The 13,599-nt window shown below is 65.7% G+C and carries 10 protein-coding genes and 1 pseudogene; 4 read left to right on the forward strand and 7 right to left on the reverse strand.

From position 1 onward, the window contains the following. Positions 1-76: 76 nt before the first annotated feature. On the forward strand, positions 77-2,980 hold the full coding sequence (gene leuS, locus MSM1_RS07140) for a leucine--tRNA ligase (RefSeq protein ID WP_213440827.1): 2,904 nt from the start codon (positions 77-79) through the stop codon (positions 2,978-2,980). Here the strand turns inward: leuS and MSM1_RS07145 are convergent. The 4 genes from MSM1_RS07145 to MSM1_RS07160 all read right to left on the reverse strand — a co-directional run bounded on the left by MSM1_RS07145 (position 2,977) and on the right by MSM1_RS07160 (position 6,900). Then, the gene (locus tag MSM1_RS07145) at positions 2,977-3,648 is read right to left on the reverse strand and encodes an SDR family oxidoreductase (RefSeq protein WP_213440828.1); all 672 of its coding nucleotides are present in this window, start codon (positions 3,646-3,648) and stop codon (positions 2,977-2,979) included. The genes leuS and MSM1_RS07145 overlap by 4 nt on opposite strands. A 151-nt stretch (positions 3,649-3,799) precedes the next feature. Further along, positions 3,800-4,306 carry a MarR family winged helix-turn-helix transcriptional regulator gene (locus MSM1_RS07150; protein WP_213440829.1) on the reverse strand — a complete coding sequence of 169 codons (507 nt, stop codon included), beginning with the start codon at positions 4,304-4,306 and terminating at the stop codon, positions 3,800-3,802. Positions 4,307-4,360: 54 nt separating this feature from the next. Further along, positions 4,361-5,110: an amino acid ABC transporter ATP-binding protein gene (locus MSM1_RS07155; protein WP_213440830.1), complete on the reverse strand. Its 750-nt coding sequence runs from the start codon at positions 5,108-5,110 to the stop codon at positions 4,361-4,363. Next, positions 5,107-6,900 (reverse strand): ABC transporter substrate-binding protein/permease, encoded by a 1,794-nt coding sequence (locus MSM1_RS07160; RefSeq protein WP_213440831.1) that lies wholly within the window; start codon positions 6,898-6,900, stop codon positions 5,107-5,109. The genes MSM1_RS07155 and MSM1_RS07160 overlap by 4 nt, the downstream gene beginning before the upstream one ends. Positions 6,901-6,984: 84 nt before the next feature. Between MSM1_RS07160 and MSM1_RS22655 the strand changes: the two are divergent. Beyond that, positions 6,985-7,272, forward strand: a pseudogene (locus tag MSM1_RS22655) (VapC toxin family PIN domain ribonuclease); the annotation flags it as partial. Between the two features lie 295 nt (positions 7,273-7,567). Here the strand turns inward: MSM1_RS22655 and MSM1_RS07170 are convergent. Continuing rightward, entirely contained in the window at positions 7,568-8,380 is an 813-nt protein-coding gene (locus MSM1_RS07170; protein WP_213440833.1) for an LLM class F420-dependent oxidoreductase, read from the reverse strand. Between the two features lie 281 nt (positions 8,381-8,661). Here MSM1_RS07170 and MSM1_RS07175 point away from each other — a divergent pair, with 281 nt between their 5' ends. After that, complete coding sequence (locus MSM1_RS07175) at positions 8,662-11,034, forward strand: phosphoketolase (RefSeq protein ID WP_213440834.1); 2,373 nt, start codon at positions 8,662-8,664, stop codon at positions 11,032-11,034. Positions 11,035-11,131: 97 nt separating this feature from the next. On the opposite strand, the gene MSM1_RS07180 is transcribed toward MSM1_RS07175, so the two are convergent. Then, positions 11,132-12,226 carry an inositol-3-phosphate synthase gene (locus tag MSM1_RS07180; protein WP_213440835.1) on the reverse strand — a complete coding sequence of 365 codons (1,095 nt, stop codon included), beginning with the start codon at positions 12,224-12,226 and terminating at the stop codon, positions 11,132-11,134. A 57-nt stretch (positions 12,227-12,283) separates the two neighbouring features. Next, on the reverse strand, positions 12,284-12,820 hold the full coding sequence (locus tag MSM1_RS07185) for a PadR family transcriptional regulator (RefSeq protein ID WP_213440836.1): 537 nt from the start codon (positions 12,818-12,820) through the stop codon (positions 12,284-12,286). Positions 12,821-13,105: 285 nt separating this feature from the next. Here MSM1_RS07185 and MSM1_RS07190 point away from each other — a divergent pair, with 285 nt between their 5' ends. Continuing rightward, positions 13,106-13,525 carry a DUF5318 family protein gene (locus MSM1_RS07190; RefSeq protein WP_213440837.1) on the forward strand — a complete coding sequence of 140 codons (420 nt, stop codon included), beginning with the start codon at positions 13,106-13,108 and terminating at the stop codon, positions 13,523-13,525. The last annotated feature ends 74 nt before the right edge of the window (positions 13,526-13,599 follow it).

Here is a 13,599-nt window from a genome sequence, read left to right on the forward strand (position 1 = left end):
CTGATCGGTCCGCAACGCAACCGAGATCAACCCGTGCGTTCCAAGCCGCGAGACGCTGCCCTTATACCCTGTTGACGTGACCGAATCCAGCACCGCCGCGCCCGGACACTCCCCGGGGACCGCCGCCGCGGACTGCGGCGTGCCGCGCTATCGATACACCGCGGAGTTGGCCGGTCGTATCGAACGGGAGTGGCAGGACAAGTGGGCGCGGTTAGGCACCTTCGACGTGCCCAACCCGGTGGGCTCCCTGGCCCCGGCGGACGGCTCACCGGTGCCCGAGGACAAGCTGTTCGTGCAGGACATGTTCCCCTATCCGTCGGGCGAGGGCCTTCATGTCGGTCACCCGTTGGGCTACATCGCCACCGACGTCTACGCCCGGTATCACCGGATGATCGGCCGGAACGTCCTGCACGCGCTGGGATTCGATGCGTTTGGGTTGCCCGCTGAGCAATATGCGGTGCAGACCGGCACCCACCCGCGCGCCAGGACCGAAGCCAACATCGCCAACTTCCGGCGTCAGTTGGGCCGGCTAGGTTTCGGCCACGACCGGCGCCGCAGCTTCGCAACCACCGATGTCGAGTTCTACAAGTGGACGCAGTGGATTTTCCTGCAGATCTACAACGCCTGGTTCGACACCGCGGCCAATAGGGCGCGGCCGATCAGCGAGCTGATCGCGGAATTCGACGCGGGCGTACGGCGCCTCGACGATGGCCGGGACTGGGCCACGTTGTCGGCCGGTGAGCGGGCTGATGTGATCGACGGTTACCGCCTGGTCTACCGCGCCGATGCGTGGGTGAACTGGTGCCCCGGGCTGGGCACGGTGTTGGCCAATGAAGAGGTCACCGCCGACGGGCGCAGCGATCGCGGCAACTTCCCGGTGTTTCGGAAACGGTTGCGGCAATGGATGATGCGCATCACCGCCTACGCCGATCGACTGCTTGACGACCTCGACTTGCTGGACTGGCCGGAGAAGGTCAAGACGATGCAGCGCAACTGGATCGGCCGCTCCAGTGGGGCGTCGGCGCTGTTCTCGGCGACCACCGCCGACGGCACGGCCGTCGACATCGAGGTGTTCACCACCCGGCCCGACACCCTGTTCGGCGCCACGTATCTGGTGCTGGCCCCCGAGCATGATCTGGTTGACCGGCTGGTTACGGCGTCCTGGCCGGACGGGGTTGATCCCCGCTGGACCTTTGGCGCGCCCTCCCCTGTGGAGGCGGTCGCGGCCTACCGGGGCGCGATCGCCTCGAAATCAGACCTAGAACGCCAGGAATATAAGGAGAAGACGGGCGTCTTTTTGGGCAGTTACGCGACCAATCCGGTCAACGGTGCCCCGGTGCCGATTTTCATTGCCGACTATGTGCTGCTCGGGTATGGCACCGGGGCGATCATGGCGGTTCCCGCGCACGATCAACGTGACTGGGAGTTCGCCCAGGAGTTCGGCCTGCCGATTGTGGAAGTCATTTCCGGCGGAGACATTTCACGGGCCGCCTATACCGGAGACGGCGTGCTGGTGAACTCCGGCTACCTCGACGGCATGGACGTGGCCGCGGCCAAAAAAACCGTCATCGCCCGCTTGGAAGCCGATGGCCGCGGGCGGGCCCGCGTCGAGTACAAGTTACGGGACTGGCTTTTCGCCAGACAACGGTATTGGGGTGAGCCGTTCCCGATTGTCTACGACAGCGACGGGCGCCCGCACCCGCTGCCTGAATCGGCGCTGCCCGTCGAGCTACCGGACGTGCCGGACTACCAGCCCGTTTTGTTCGATCCGGAGGACGCCGACAGCGACCCGTCACCCCCGCTGGCCAAGGCGACGGAATGGGTGCATGTCGAGCTGGACCTCGGCGACGGTTTGAAGCCGTACACCCGCGACACCAATGTGATGCCGCAGTGGGCGGGAAGCTCTTGGTATGAATTGCGCTACACCGATCCCCACAACTCAGAGCGATTCTGCGCCAAGGAAAACGAAGCTTACTGGATGGGCCCGCGGCCGGCAGAGCACGGCCCGGACGACCCCGGCGGCGTCGACCTGTACGTCGGCGGCGTCGAGCACGCCGTGCTGCACCTGTTGTATTCGAGGTTCTGGCACAAGGTCCTTTATGACTTAGGCCATGTCAGCTCTCGTGAGCCTTACCGGAGGCTGGTGAATCAGGGCTACATTCAGGCCTTCGCCTACACCGATGCCCGCGGCTCCTATGTCCCGGCCGAAAAGGTGATCGAACGTAACGGCAAGTTCATCTACCCCGGACCTGCGGGCGAGATCGAGGTCTTCCAAGAATTCGGCAAAATAGGTAAGAGCCTGAAGAATTCGGTGTCGCCGGACGAGATCTGCGACGACTACGGCGCGGACACGCTGCGGGTCTATGAGATGTCCATGGGGCCGTTAGAGGCCTCGCGGCCCTGGGCCACCAAGGACGTCGTCGGGGCGTACCGCTTTTTGCAGCGAGTGTGGCGGCTGGTGGTCGACGAATACACCGGAAAAACCCGGGTTATCGATCACGCGGAGTTAGATGAGAACACGCTGCGGCTGCTACATCGCACCATCGCAGGCGTCTCCGACGATTATGCGGCGCTGCGCAACAACACCGCGGTGGCCAAGTTGATCGAATACACCAACCACCTCACCAAAGAGCATCGCGACTCGACGCCCCGGGCGGCGGTGGAGCCGCTGGTGCTGATGCTGGCCCCGCTCGCCCCGCATCTGGCCGAGGAGCTGTGGCAGCGGTTGGGGCACACCACTTCGCTGGCCCACGGTCCGTTCCCGGTTGCCGACCCCGGCTACCTGGTCGAAGACACCGTTGAGTATCCGGTGCAGGTTAATGGCAAGGTACGCGGGCACATCACGGTGCCCGCCGGTGCGGATGCCGACACCATGCAAGCCGCGGCCCTTGCCGACAAGAAAGTGCAGGCGTTCCTGGCCGGCGCCACCCCCAAGAAGGTGATCGTGGTGCCCGGCCGCCTGGTTAACCTGGTGGTTTAGCTTCGGCGGGGCCGGATCACCACCTCATGCACATGGCCATCGGGCGGCGTGCTCAACACGCTGGCGACAATCCCGGCGACCGTGTCCGGCCGCAGAAAGTCGGCCGGGTTGTAGTCACCGCCCTCGAAAGCGACCAGTTCACGCTGCATGTCGGTATCGGTGCGGCCGGGGTAGACGGTGGTCACCCGCAGCGCCGGCTCATCCTGGCGCAGGGAGTCCGCGAAGGCGCGTAAGGCAAATTTGCTGGCCGAATACGCGGCCATGCCCGCCGAAACCCTGCGTCCCGACCCGGAGTTGATGAACACCACTTGGCCGTGCGCGCGGCGCAATGCCGGCAGCAGCGCTAGGGTAAGCGCCACCGCACCCAAGACATTCGCATCGAAGGTGGCTCGCCAGTCGTGGATGTTCGTCTCGCCGACGTGTCCGGGGATCGATACCCCGGCGTTGTGGACCAGCACGTCAAGTTCGGCGAGGTCCTCGGCATAGGTGAAGATCGCCTCGGTGTCGGTCAAATCGAGCGGCCAGCTGGTGGCGCCAAGGCCGTTGGCGACCGCCTCGAGCCGGGCGGAGGGCCGCGCCGCTAACAGCAGCGTGTGGGTGGGCGCCAGGGCGGCGGCGATGGCCGCACCGATGCCACGGCTCGCGCCGGTGATAAGCGCTGTTGGCATAAACGCCAGCCTAAAGCGGGAACGGAAGCTTACCGATCCCGATTCGACGGCACCGGGGTCGACGATTCCGGGCAAGCCGAGTCCCGCGTCGCAGGCTTGCGGGGTCCAAGATATCGGTGGTCATGTGTGGCGCCATTGGCGATGGCAGTTCTCAGGCCCGCTGGGGTTCGGGGGAAACGTCCGCCGCGACAGCCACCGGGTCCCCGGAGGCCAGCCGCTCCAGCGGCCCCAGCGCCTTGGCCAGGATTTCCCGATCGGACTCGGGGAGTTGGCTCAGCATCGCCGCCAGGACGGCCCGCCGACGGGCCAGCCCCTCGCTGTGGACGGCCCGCCCGCGCGGGGTGATATCGACCAGCACGGCACGCAAATCGGCGGGATCCCGCGACCGCTTTACCAGCCCGATCTTCTCTAACCGGCGAATCGCCACCGTAGTGGTGGGGGTGCGGACCCGTTCGTGCGCGGCAAGGTCGGTCATCCGCATCGGGCCTTGATCAAGCAGGGTGACCAGGATCGACAACTGCGCGAGGGTCAGATCGCCCGCGACAGCGCTACCCGTGGGGTCACCGCGGCGCAGCAGGGAAAATAGTTTTGACAGCGCGCGGTGCAGCCCCTCCGCCAACTGCGTCACCTCGGGCGCGGTGACTCCCCTGTCCGGCATAGTTTGCCAGTCTAACGTAACTGGCCGGCGGGAACCGCGGAATCGAGCAACCGGTCAAAGGATCTGGGATAAAAACCGCTGCAGCCGTTCCGTCTGCGCCGCCTCGAAGATCCGCTCGGGCGAGCCGGTTTCCACTACTTTTCCGTGATCCATGAAAACGACGACATCCGACGCCGAGCGGGCGAAGCCCATTTCGTGGGTGACGACCAGCATCGTCATCCCCTCGGCGCCGAGGTCGGCGATCAGCGCCAAAACGCCTTTGACCAGTTCGGGATCGAGCGCCGAGGTTGCCTCGTCGAAAAACATCACTTGCGGGCTCATCGCCAGGGCACGGGCGATTGCGACCCGCTGCTGTTGACCACCCGAGAGCGTGCCGGGGCGGGCGTTGGCCTTGTGCTTCAAGCCGACGCGCTCCAACTGCGCCAGTGCCACTTCCCGGGCGGCATCGGCCGATAACCGCCGCAGCTTGCGGGGGGCCAGCATGACGTTGTCCAGCACGCTGCGGTGTGGGAACAGGTTGAAATGCTGAAATACCATGCCAATTCGCTGGCGCAGCCGGTCGGGGTTGTCACCGAGCACCGAGCGGCCGTCGAGCAGGATGTCGCCGCGGTCGGGCTCATAGAGCCGGTTCAGCGTGCGCAGCAATGTCGATTTGCCCGAGCCCGACGGCCCGATCACCGCGACAGTCTGCCCGGCCGGCACCTCGATGTCGACGCCGCGCAACACCGCGTTTTTACCGAATGACAGATGAATATCCTTGCCCGCCAAGGATACCGATGTGACTAATGCCACCCTGCCGGTCACGTCATCTCCGTCGTCGAGCCGATCAGCTCCGGCGCGTCCGGCTCGGCCGAAGCCCGGCCCCGGCGTAGCCGGGCATCGATCAGATTGACCAGGTGGGTCAGCGGAATCGTCAGCATCAGGTAAACGGCGCCGGCGGCAACCAACGGTGACAGGCTGCCGGTCTGCGCATTGAAGTCGCGACCGACCTGGAAAAGCTCGCGCTGCCCGGCGATCAGGCCCAGGAAGTACACCAATGCGGATCCCTTCAGCAGAGCGATGAACTGGTTCACCAGCGCGGGAAGCACCCGCCGTATGCCCTGGGGTATCACCACCAGGCGCATGGCGGCGGGGTAACTGAACCCGAGCGCGCGGGAGGCTTCCAGTTGCCCGGGGTCGATGCTTTGGATGCCGGAGCGGAAAATCTCACCGAGATACGCTGCGGCGGTCAGTCCTAGCGCGGCTATCCCCAGCGGGTACGGGTTGTTATTGGTCAGCCCACCCACCAGCGGCCCGACACCAAGCCCAATAAGCAGGATGATCACCACCTCGGGCAGGCCGCGGAAGATGTCGGTGTATACCCGTGCCGGCCAGCGCAGCCAACGTCGGCGCGAAATCCCCGCGACCGCCAGGCCCATGCCGAATATCAGGCCGATCACGGTGGCGCTGATCGCCAGGATCAGCGTGTTGGGCAGCCCGGTGGTGAGCAGGACGGGGATTGCCTGCCGATAGAGATCCCAATCGAAAAAGGAGTCCCGTAATTGCGCGAACGTTGACTTGGGTGGAACAGGCTCATCCACCGCCCGGTGGTGGCGGGCGGCGATCGCGGCGAAGTCGGGCAGGTGGGGAGTCAACGCCGCCTTGGACCCCGGCTGCCACCCGGGTGGCAGCGGGCGAGGAACCCAGTCGGTGTATAGCTGTGACCAGGTGCCGTCGGCGATGACCGCGTCCAACCCCGAGTTCAACGCCGCGATGAGCCGGCGGTTCTCCTTGGCGACCGCGTACGCCACGTAGTTGCCCGGGCTGAAGGTGTGCGCGACGATCGCGGCCGGGTCGCCCGGACGCACCGCGTTGAGCGCCTGCAGCGCCGGTGCCACCCAGGCATCGAGTTGGCGGGTTTTCAGGCTGGCGTAGGCGGTGATGAAGTCGGGGAATTTCACCGGTTGCAGATGCAGGGTCTCGACGACGTAGGCGTCCTCCACCGTGCCCTGGACGACACCGATCCGCTGCCCGCGGGTGAGATCATTGAAGCTGGCGACCGCCGAGCCGGCGGGTACGACCAACGAGAAGTAGCCGAAGTCATAGCCGTTGGTGAAAGCGACCGTGCGCCGGCGTGCTTCGGTGGCGGTGATCGACGCCGAGCCGACGTCGAAGCGCCGCGCCGCCACCTGCGCCAGCAACCCGTAGAAGTCGGTGCCGACGAAGTTGACCCGTAAACCCAGCTTGGCGGCGATGGCCCGCAGAAGCTCGTTGTCGAAGCCGCTGAACCGGCCGCTGGAGTTGACGCAGGCGATCGGCGGGGCCTGTGTCACGGTGGCGACCGTCAGCGTCCCGGGCGTGGCTAGCCCTAATGCGTTAACGTCCACCGAGTTCAGCGGTTCGACATCGGCGGTCGTGTACTTGTCCTCATGGGGCCGATTGGCCGTGGCCAGCTTCCTCGGTAACGCGATCGCGCCGTCAACCCCTGGCGGGGCGCACTGATCGGCGTCAGCGGCTGCGGATGGCGCCCCTCCCAGGGCCCACACCATCAGGATCGCCGCGGCCACTGCCAGGACTTTTCCACCGAGCCGGTGTTCGCCCACGTTGGAGGTCATAACCGTAAGGTATCCGCCGACGGCCTGAGAGACGCCACGACGTGCGGAAGAAGCGCACCGTGCCCGGGTGCGGCGCCGCACCTCGTGATCCTTGTCGACTCCGATGTGCTGATCACAATTTGCGTGCTGTCGCCGCGGCACGGGAGTGGCTTGTGGGCACTCGGAAGGACGCGCCTCTCGCCATCAGCGTTGTCACGGTCGGCGAACTCATCCGCGGTATTTGGAGCGGTGAGCGCCGCGAAGTGTGGCGGCCGCCTCGGCCTCGGCGACTACCTCATCGCTGCAACCGCCGACGTGCAGGGCTCGCAGCTGGCGACGCTCGACGTCCGGCACTTCCCAATGCTCGAGCATCTACAGCCGCCGTTCTCTCTGTGGCCTGCCGCTGATCCGACCGCTCATCTGTGGTCTGTGGCGAATTCATCCGGCATTGACATCCGGCCAGGGACCGAGCTGCGCCGGCCGCCGACGACGGGCACCGCAGGCCCGGCCGTGCCGCTCAGGGCTGGCCGTGTGGTACCAGGGCATCCAGGAGACGGTCTCGCGCTCCAACTCGGCCCGGTGGGTGAAAGCCGGCTGCCGGTTAATCGACTCCGACTTATATCGCTTCACAGTGGATTACATCAGCGGGATGGTCTACCGGGATTGGTCTAAAGCGGTCTAAAGCGGTCTACAGCGTGTCCCGCCAGCGGCACAGCGCTTGCGCGCCGCTCAGATCGTAATCCGGGCCGCTAGAGCCGATGGTCAGCAGCGTTATCCCGAGACCGGCCAAGACCTCCGCCTCGGCGATAAGTTCGTCGGGCCTCCGGCCCGTGCCGGTCTCACCGCCGACCGCGGCGGAGCGTTCGATGCTGGCCGGGTCACGCCCGACGGCGGCGCAGTGCTCGGCCAGCACGGCCGACTTATGCGGGTAGGTGGCCCCGGTGGCGAAGCTGTGCCAGATATCCGCATGCTCGGCGACCAGTCGCAGGGTCTTGCGCTCACCCTCGCCGCCGATCAGCAGGGGCATCTGCCGCGCCGGCGGTGGATTGAGCTTGGCGAGTCGGGCCTTGATGCGGGGCAACGCGACCGCCAGGTCATCGATGCGGCTGCTGGCGGTGCCGAACCGGTAGCCGTACTCGCGGTAGTCCTTGTATTTCCACCCGGCCCCGATCCCCAGGATGAGCCGGCCGTTGGCGATGCGGTCGACGGTGCGGGCCATATCGGCGAGCAGGTCCGGATTGCGGTAGGAGTTGCAGGTTACCAGCGCGCCGATTTCGATTTGCGAGGTCTGTTCGGCCCACGCGCCAAGCATCGTCCAGCACTCGAAATGCGGACCGTCGGGGTCACCGTAGAGCGGGAAGAAATGATCCCAGTTGAACGCGACGTCGACGCCGATGTCCTCGCAGCGGCGGACCGCGTCACGGATGATGCGGTATTGCGGGGCGTGCTGGGGCTGCAGTTGAACGCCAATACGCACGGAATTACGGTCGATGGACGTCATATGCCCACGGTAAGGTGCCGGGTGGACCCGTTCTGCCGCGGCCTGGAAGCCGTCACGTCGGCGCGGCGCCCGTGAGATGTCGACCGTCACGGGCGCTCGCACACGTGTGTGGCGGTCGCAGGTGCGGCGGCGCCATGTCGGGGCCCGGCCCGGCGAAGCGGTGGCGGCAGTCACCCGGGCCGCGAGGGTGGCACCGAGAAGCGATGAGGTGGTGGGTGGGGCACATCGAAACCCGCTGCGCTGAAATCTGGTTCGGCCATGATTCGACACCAGGAGGATAAATGGCTGTGGCTAGCGGCACGCCGCTGGAACTCGACGAACTGCTACGCATGGACGCCTACTGGCGTGCCGCGAACTATCTGTCCGTCGGGCAGATCTACCTGCTGGACAACCCCATGCTGCGCGAGCCGCTGAGGCCCGAGCACATCAAACCCCGGCTGCTCGGGCATTGGGGCACCACACCCGGTCTGAACTTCATCTACACCCATCTGAACCGGCTGATCCGCCACCACGACCTGGACATGATGTATGTGATCGGCCCTGGCCATGGGGGGCCGGGCCTGCTGGCGAACGCCTGGCTGGAGGGCAGTTACTCGGAGTGCTATCCCGATGTGCCCCGCGACGAGCACGGCATGCACACGCTGTTTCGCCAATTCTCTTTCCCCGGCGGCGTGCCCAGCCATGTCGCCCCCGAGGTGCCCGGCTCGATCCATGAGGGCGGGGAATTGGGCTATTCCCTGGCCCACGCCTACGGCGCGGCGTTCGACAATCCGAACCTGGTGGTGGCCTGCGTCGTCGGTGACGGTGAGGCGGAAACCGGGCCACTGGCCACCAGCTGGCATGCCAACAAATTCCTCGACCCCGTTCATGACGGTGCCGTGCTGCCCATTCTGCACCTCAACGGCTACAAGATCGCCAACCCCACCGTGCTGGCCCGCATCCCCGAGGAGGAACTGGACTGGCTGCTGCGCGGATACGGCTATGGTCCTCGCTACGTCACCGGTTCCGACCCACACCGCATGCACCGGGACATGGCCGCCGCCCTGGATGACGCCCTCGCCGAGATTCACCGCATCCAGCAACGCGCGCGTACCGATGGTGATGCGACCCGGCCGAGATGGCCGATGATCGTGCTGCGCTCACCCAAAGGCTGGACCGGCCCCGTCGAGGTCGACGGCGAGCCGGTCGAAGGCACCTGGCGCGCCCATCAGGTCCCGCTTCCGGCGGTGCGGGAAAACCCGCGGCATTTGGCGATGCTGGAGGATTGGATGCGTTCCTACCGGCCGCAGGAGTTGTTCGACGACACCGGCCGGCCGTTACCGGAGCTGCTCGCCACCACACCAAGCGGCGCCCGCCGGATGGGGGCCAATCCGCACGCCAACGGCGGGCTGCTGCTACAGCCGCTGCGGCTGCCCGAGTTCACCGATTTCGCCGTCGACGTCGCTACACCCGGCGGGACCCTCTCCGAGCCGACCAGGACACTGGGCCGATTCCTGCGGGAGGTGATGCGCGCCAACGCCAGCAGTCGCAACTTTCGGCTGTTCGGGCCGGACGAGACCGCGTCCAACCGGCTCAGCGCCGTCTACGACGTCACCGACAAGCAGTGGGAGGCGACGATTCTGCCCGTCGATGAGCACCTCGCCACCGAGGGACGAGTGGCCGAGGTGTTGTCGGAGCATCTGTGCCAGGGCTGGCTGGAAGGCTATTTGCTCACCGGGCGCCATGGCCTGTTCTCCTGCTACGAGGCTTTCATCCACATCGTCGACTCGATGTTCAACCAGCACGCCAAGTGGCTCAAGGTCAGCAAGCAACTCGCCTGGCGGCGCCCGATCGCTTCGCTGAACTACCTGCTGACCTCGCACGTGTGGCGCCAGGACCACAACGGCTTCTCCCACCAAGACCCCGGTTTCATCGACCATGTCGTGAACAAGAAAGCCGAGATCATCCGCGTCTACTTGCCGCCGGACACCAACACCTTGCTTTCCGTTGCCGACCACTGCCTGCGCAGCCGCGACTACATCAACGTCATCGTCGCCGGCAAACAACCCACCCACGACTGGCTGAGCATGGACGACGCCATCCTGCACTGCACCCGCGGCGCCGGGATCTGGGACTGGGCCGGCACCGAAGACGACGGCGAACCCGACGTGGTTCTCGGCTGCGCCGGCGACATCCCCACCCTGGAGATCCTGGCCGCCACGTCGATCCTGCGCGAACACCTGCCCGACCTGCGGATACGGGTGGTCAATGTCGTCGACCTGATGCGGCTGCAACCCGAGACCGAACACCCCCACGGCATGAGCGACCGCGAATTCGACACCCTGTTCACCACCGACCGGCCGGTCATTTTCGCCTACCACGGCTATCCCTGGCTGATCCACCGGCTGACCTACCGGCGCACCAACCACCACAACATCCACGTGCGCGGCTACAAGGAAGAGGGCACCACTACAACGCCATTCGACATGCTCGTGCTAAATGACATGGACCGGTTCCAACTCGTCATCGACGTGCTCGACCGGGTCCCCGGCCTCGGTCCCCGCAGCGCCCGGCTGCGTCAGCGGATGCAAGACCTGCGCACCCGCCACCGGCTTTGGACCCACCGCCACGGCGAGGACTTGCCCGAAGTCCGCGACTGGGCCTGGAGCTACTGACGCGTTCCGCTAAGAGCCGCCGGGAGCAAGCCGCCGCGAAAGTGCCACCAGCAACACGTTTCCCGAAAAGGGCCGCCACCAGTGGCACTCTCGCGAGCTAGCCGGCGATAAACGCCTCCAGTTGGGCGCGCGCGACGTCATCGGGCATCTGCTGCGGCGGGCTCTTCATCAGGTACGCCGACGCCGGGATGACCGGCCCGCCGATCCCGCGATCTTTGGCGATCTTCGCGGCCCTGATGGCGTCGATGATGACGCCCGCGGAATTAGGTGAGTCCCACACTTCGAGCTTGTACTCGAGGTTTAGCGGCACGTCGCCGAATGCCCGCCCCTCCAGGCGCACGTACGCCCATTTGCGGTCGTCCAGCCAGCCGACATGGTCGGACGGACCGATGTGCACATCTTTCGTCTTGAACTCACGCTGCAGGTTGGAGGTCACCGCCCGGGTCTTGGAGATCTTCTTCGACTCCAGGCGCTCCCGTTCGAGCATGTTGAGAAAATCCATGTTGCCACCCACATTGAGCTGCATGGTGCGGTCGAGTTGCACACCGCGGTCCTCAAACAGCTTGGCCATCACCCGATGGGTGATCGTGGCGCCGACCTGGCTCTTGATGTCATCGCCGACGATCGGTACTCCGGCGTCGGCGAACTTGCGGGCCCACACCGGGTCGGAGGCGATGAATACCGGCAACGCGTTCACAAACGCCGCGCGGGCGTCGATGGCGCACTGGGCGTAAAACTTGTCTGCCTCTTCAGAGCCCACCGGCAGGTAGGAAACCAAAACGTCAACACCGGCCTCGCGCAGGATTTTCACGACGTCGACCGCCTCGGCGTCGGAGAGTTCGATGGTCTCCGCGTAGTACTTGCCGATGCCGTCCAGCGTCGGGCCGCGCTGCACCACCACATTGGTGGGGGGCACGTCGGCGATCTTGATCGTGTTGTTCTCGGAGGCGAAGATCGCCTCGGAGAGGTCGAAGCCGACCTTTTTGGCGTCCACGTCGAACGCCGCGACGAATTTGACATCGCGCACGTGATACGGCCCGAATCGGACATGCATCAAGCCGGGCACCGCCGAAGTCTCGTCGGCGTCCCGGTAGTACTGGACGCCCTGTACCAGCGAGGACGCGCAGTTGCCGACGCCGACAATGGCGACTCGAATCTCGGCCGACGCCTCCGGCGCGATGTGCTCACTCATAGGGCGTTCTCCTTACCTCTGTCGTGGGTGTTCACGTACCGTTAGATGCGTTCAGGCCTATTCGGCGCGGCCTTGCGCTAACCGTTCCGCTGCGATCAGCTCGTTGAGCCACCGGACTTCACGCTCGCTGGACTCCAGCCCCAATTGATGCAGCTGGCGGGTGTAGCGGTCTAGGGAGCTACTCGCCCGCGCGATGGCCTCGCGCAGGCCTTCACGGCGCTCCTCCACCCGGCGGCGGCGGCCTTCCAAGATCCGCATCCTGGCCTCGGCCGGAGTGCGGTTGAAGAAAGCCAGGTGCACTCCAAAGCCGTCGTCGGTGTAGTTGTGGGGACCGGTGTCGGCCACCAGTTCGGCGAAGCGCCGCCGGCCGGCGTCGGTCAGTTGGTACACGCGCCGGGCCCGGCGCACCGGCGTCCCGGCGGGCGCGGCGTTCTCTGCGATCAGCCCCTCGGCCTGCATGCGGCGGAGAGCCGGATAAAGTGAACCGTAGGAAAACGCCCGGAATGCCCCCAGTAAACCAGTGAGCCTTTTACGCAACTCGTAGCCGTGCATGGGGGATTCGAGCAGGAGACCGAGAATGGCGAGTTCCAGCATCGAATCACCTCCCTTGCTGAACTACCTATACCGCTCGACGCGTCGGATCATCCTATCGTTTCGATATATATATCGCTACACCGACTGCTGTTCGCGTTCCGTTCAGCCGCGAACCAGCGAGCGCTTGAAGTGGTGGCCCGGGCGCGGGCTCGGGGAGGTTCGAGGGGTTCGCGGGGCGCTGGACTCACCCAGATCCACCGAGGTGACGGCGCCATCGGCGGTGACGGCGATAAAGCCGTGCCGGTCTGCGTCGTAACACGGGGAAGACGACGTACTCTGGTCAGCGTGCGATCGCAGCGACAGGTGGTGGATTACGCGCTTCGGCGGCGTTCACTGCTGGCCGAGGTGTACTCGGGGCGCACTGGTGTGTCCGAGGTATGTGATGCAAACCCCTACCTCCTGCGCGCCGCAAAGTTCCACGGGAAACCCATCCCGGCGAGGTGCCCGATCTGCCGAAAGGAACAGCTCACGCTGGTGTCGTGGGTGTTCGGCGATCATCTAGGCGCGATGTCGGGCTCCGCGCGGACCACCGAAGAGTTGGCCCTGATGGCCACCCGCTACGCCGACTTCTCGGTCCACGTGGTGGAGGTCTGCCGGACCTGCAGCTGGAACCACCTGGTCAAGTCGTATGTGCTGGGAATGGGCCGCCCACCCGAGGGTTCCCGGGGCACGCGGACGGCGCGCAACCGCACTGCCAGTGAATAACGAGGGCTGGCAGGACCGGTCGGCCGTTGAGGCCCCGAGTGGGTCGGCGGCCGGCAGTGCACCCGGACGGCGCG

Source organism: Mycobacterium sp. SM1, from assembly GCF_018361265.1.
Classification (GTDB): Bacteria; Actinomycetota; Actinomycetes; order Mycobacteriales; family Mycobacteriaceae; genus Mycobacterium.

What these genes read in the sequence shown, in the direction of transcription:
- MSM1_RS07145 (WP_213440828.1), bottom strand. Translation starts at nt 3,648, where the DNA reads ATGCCAACAGCGCTTATCACCGGCGCGAGCCGTGGCATCGGTGCGGCC.
- MSM1_RS07150 (WP_213440829.1), bottom strand. Translation starts at nt 4,306, where the DNA reads ATGCCGGACAGGGGAGTCACCGCGCCCGAGGTGACGCAGTTGGCGGAG.
- MSM1_RS07160 (WP_213440831.1), bottom strand. Translation starts at nt 6,900, where the DNA reads ATGACCTCCAACGTGGGCGAACACCGGCTCGGTGGAAAAGTCCTGGCA.
- MSM1_RS07170 (WP_213440833.1), bottom strand. Translation starts at nt 8,380, where the DNA reads ATGACGTCCATCGACCGTAATTCCGTGCGTATTGGCGTTCAACTGCAG.
- MSM1_RS07175 (WP_213440834.1), top strand. Translation starts at nt 8,662, where the DNA reads ATGGCTGTGGCTAGCGGCACGCCGCTGGAACTCGACGAACTGCTACGC.
- MSM1_RS07180 (WP_213440835.1), bottom strand. Translation starts at nt 12,226, where the DNA reads ATGAGTGAGCACATCGCGCCGGAGGCGTCGGCCGAGATTCGAGTCGCC.
- MSM1_RS07185 (WP_213440836.1), bottom strand. Translation starts at nt 12,820, where the DNA reads ATGCTGGAACTCGCCATTCTCGGTCTCCTGCTCGAATCCCCCATGCAC.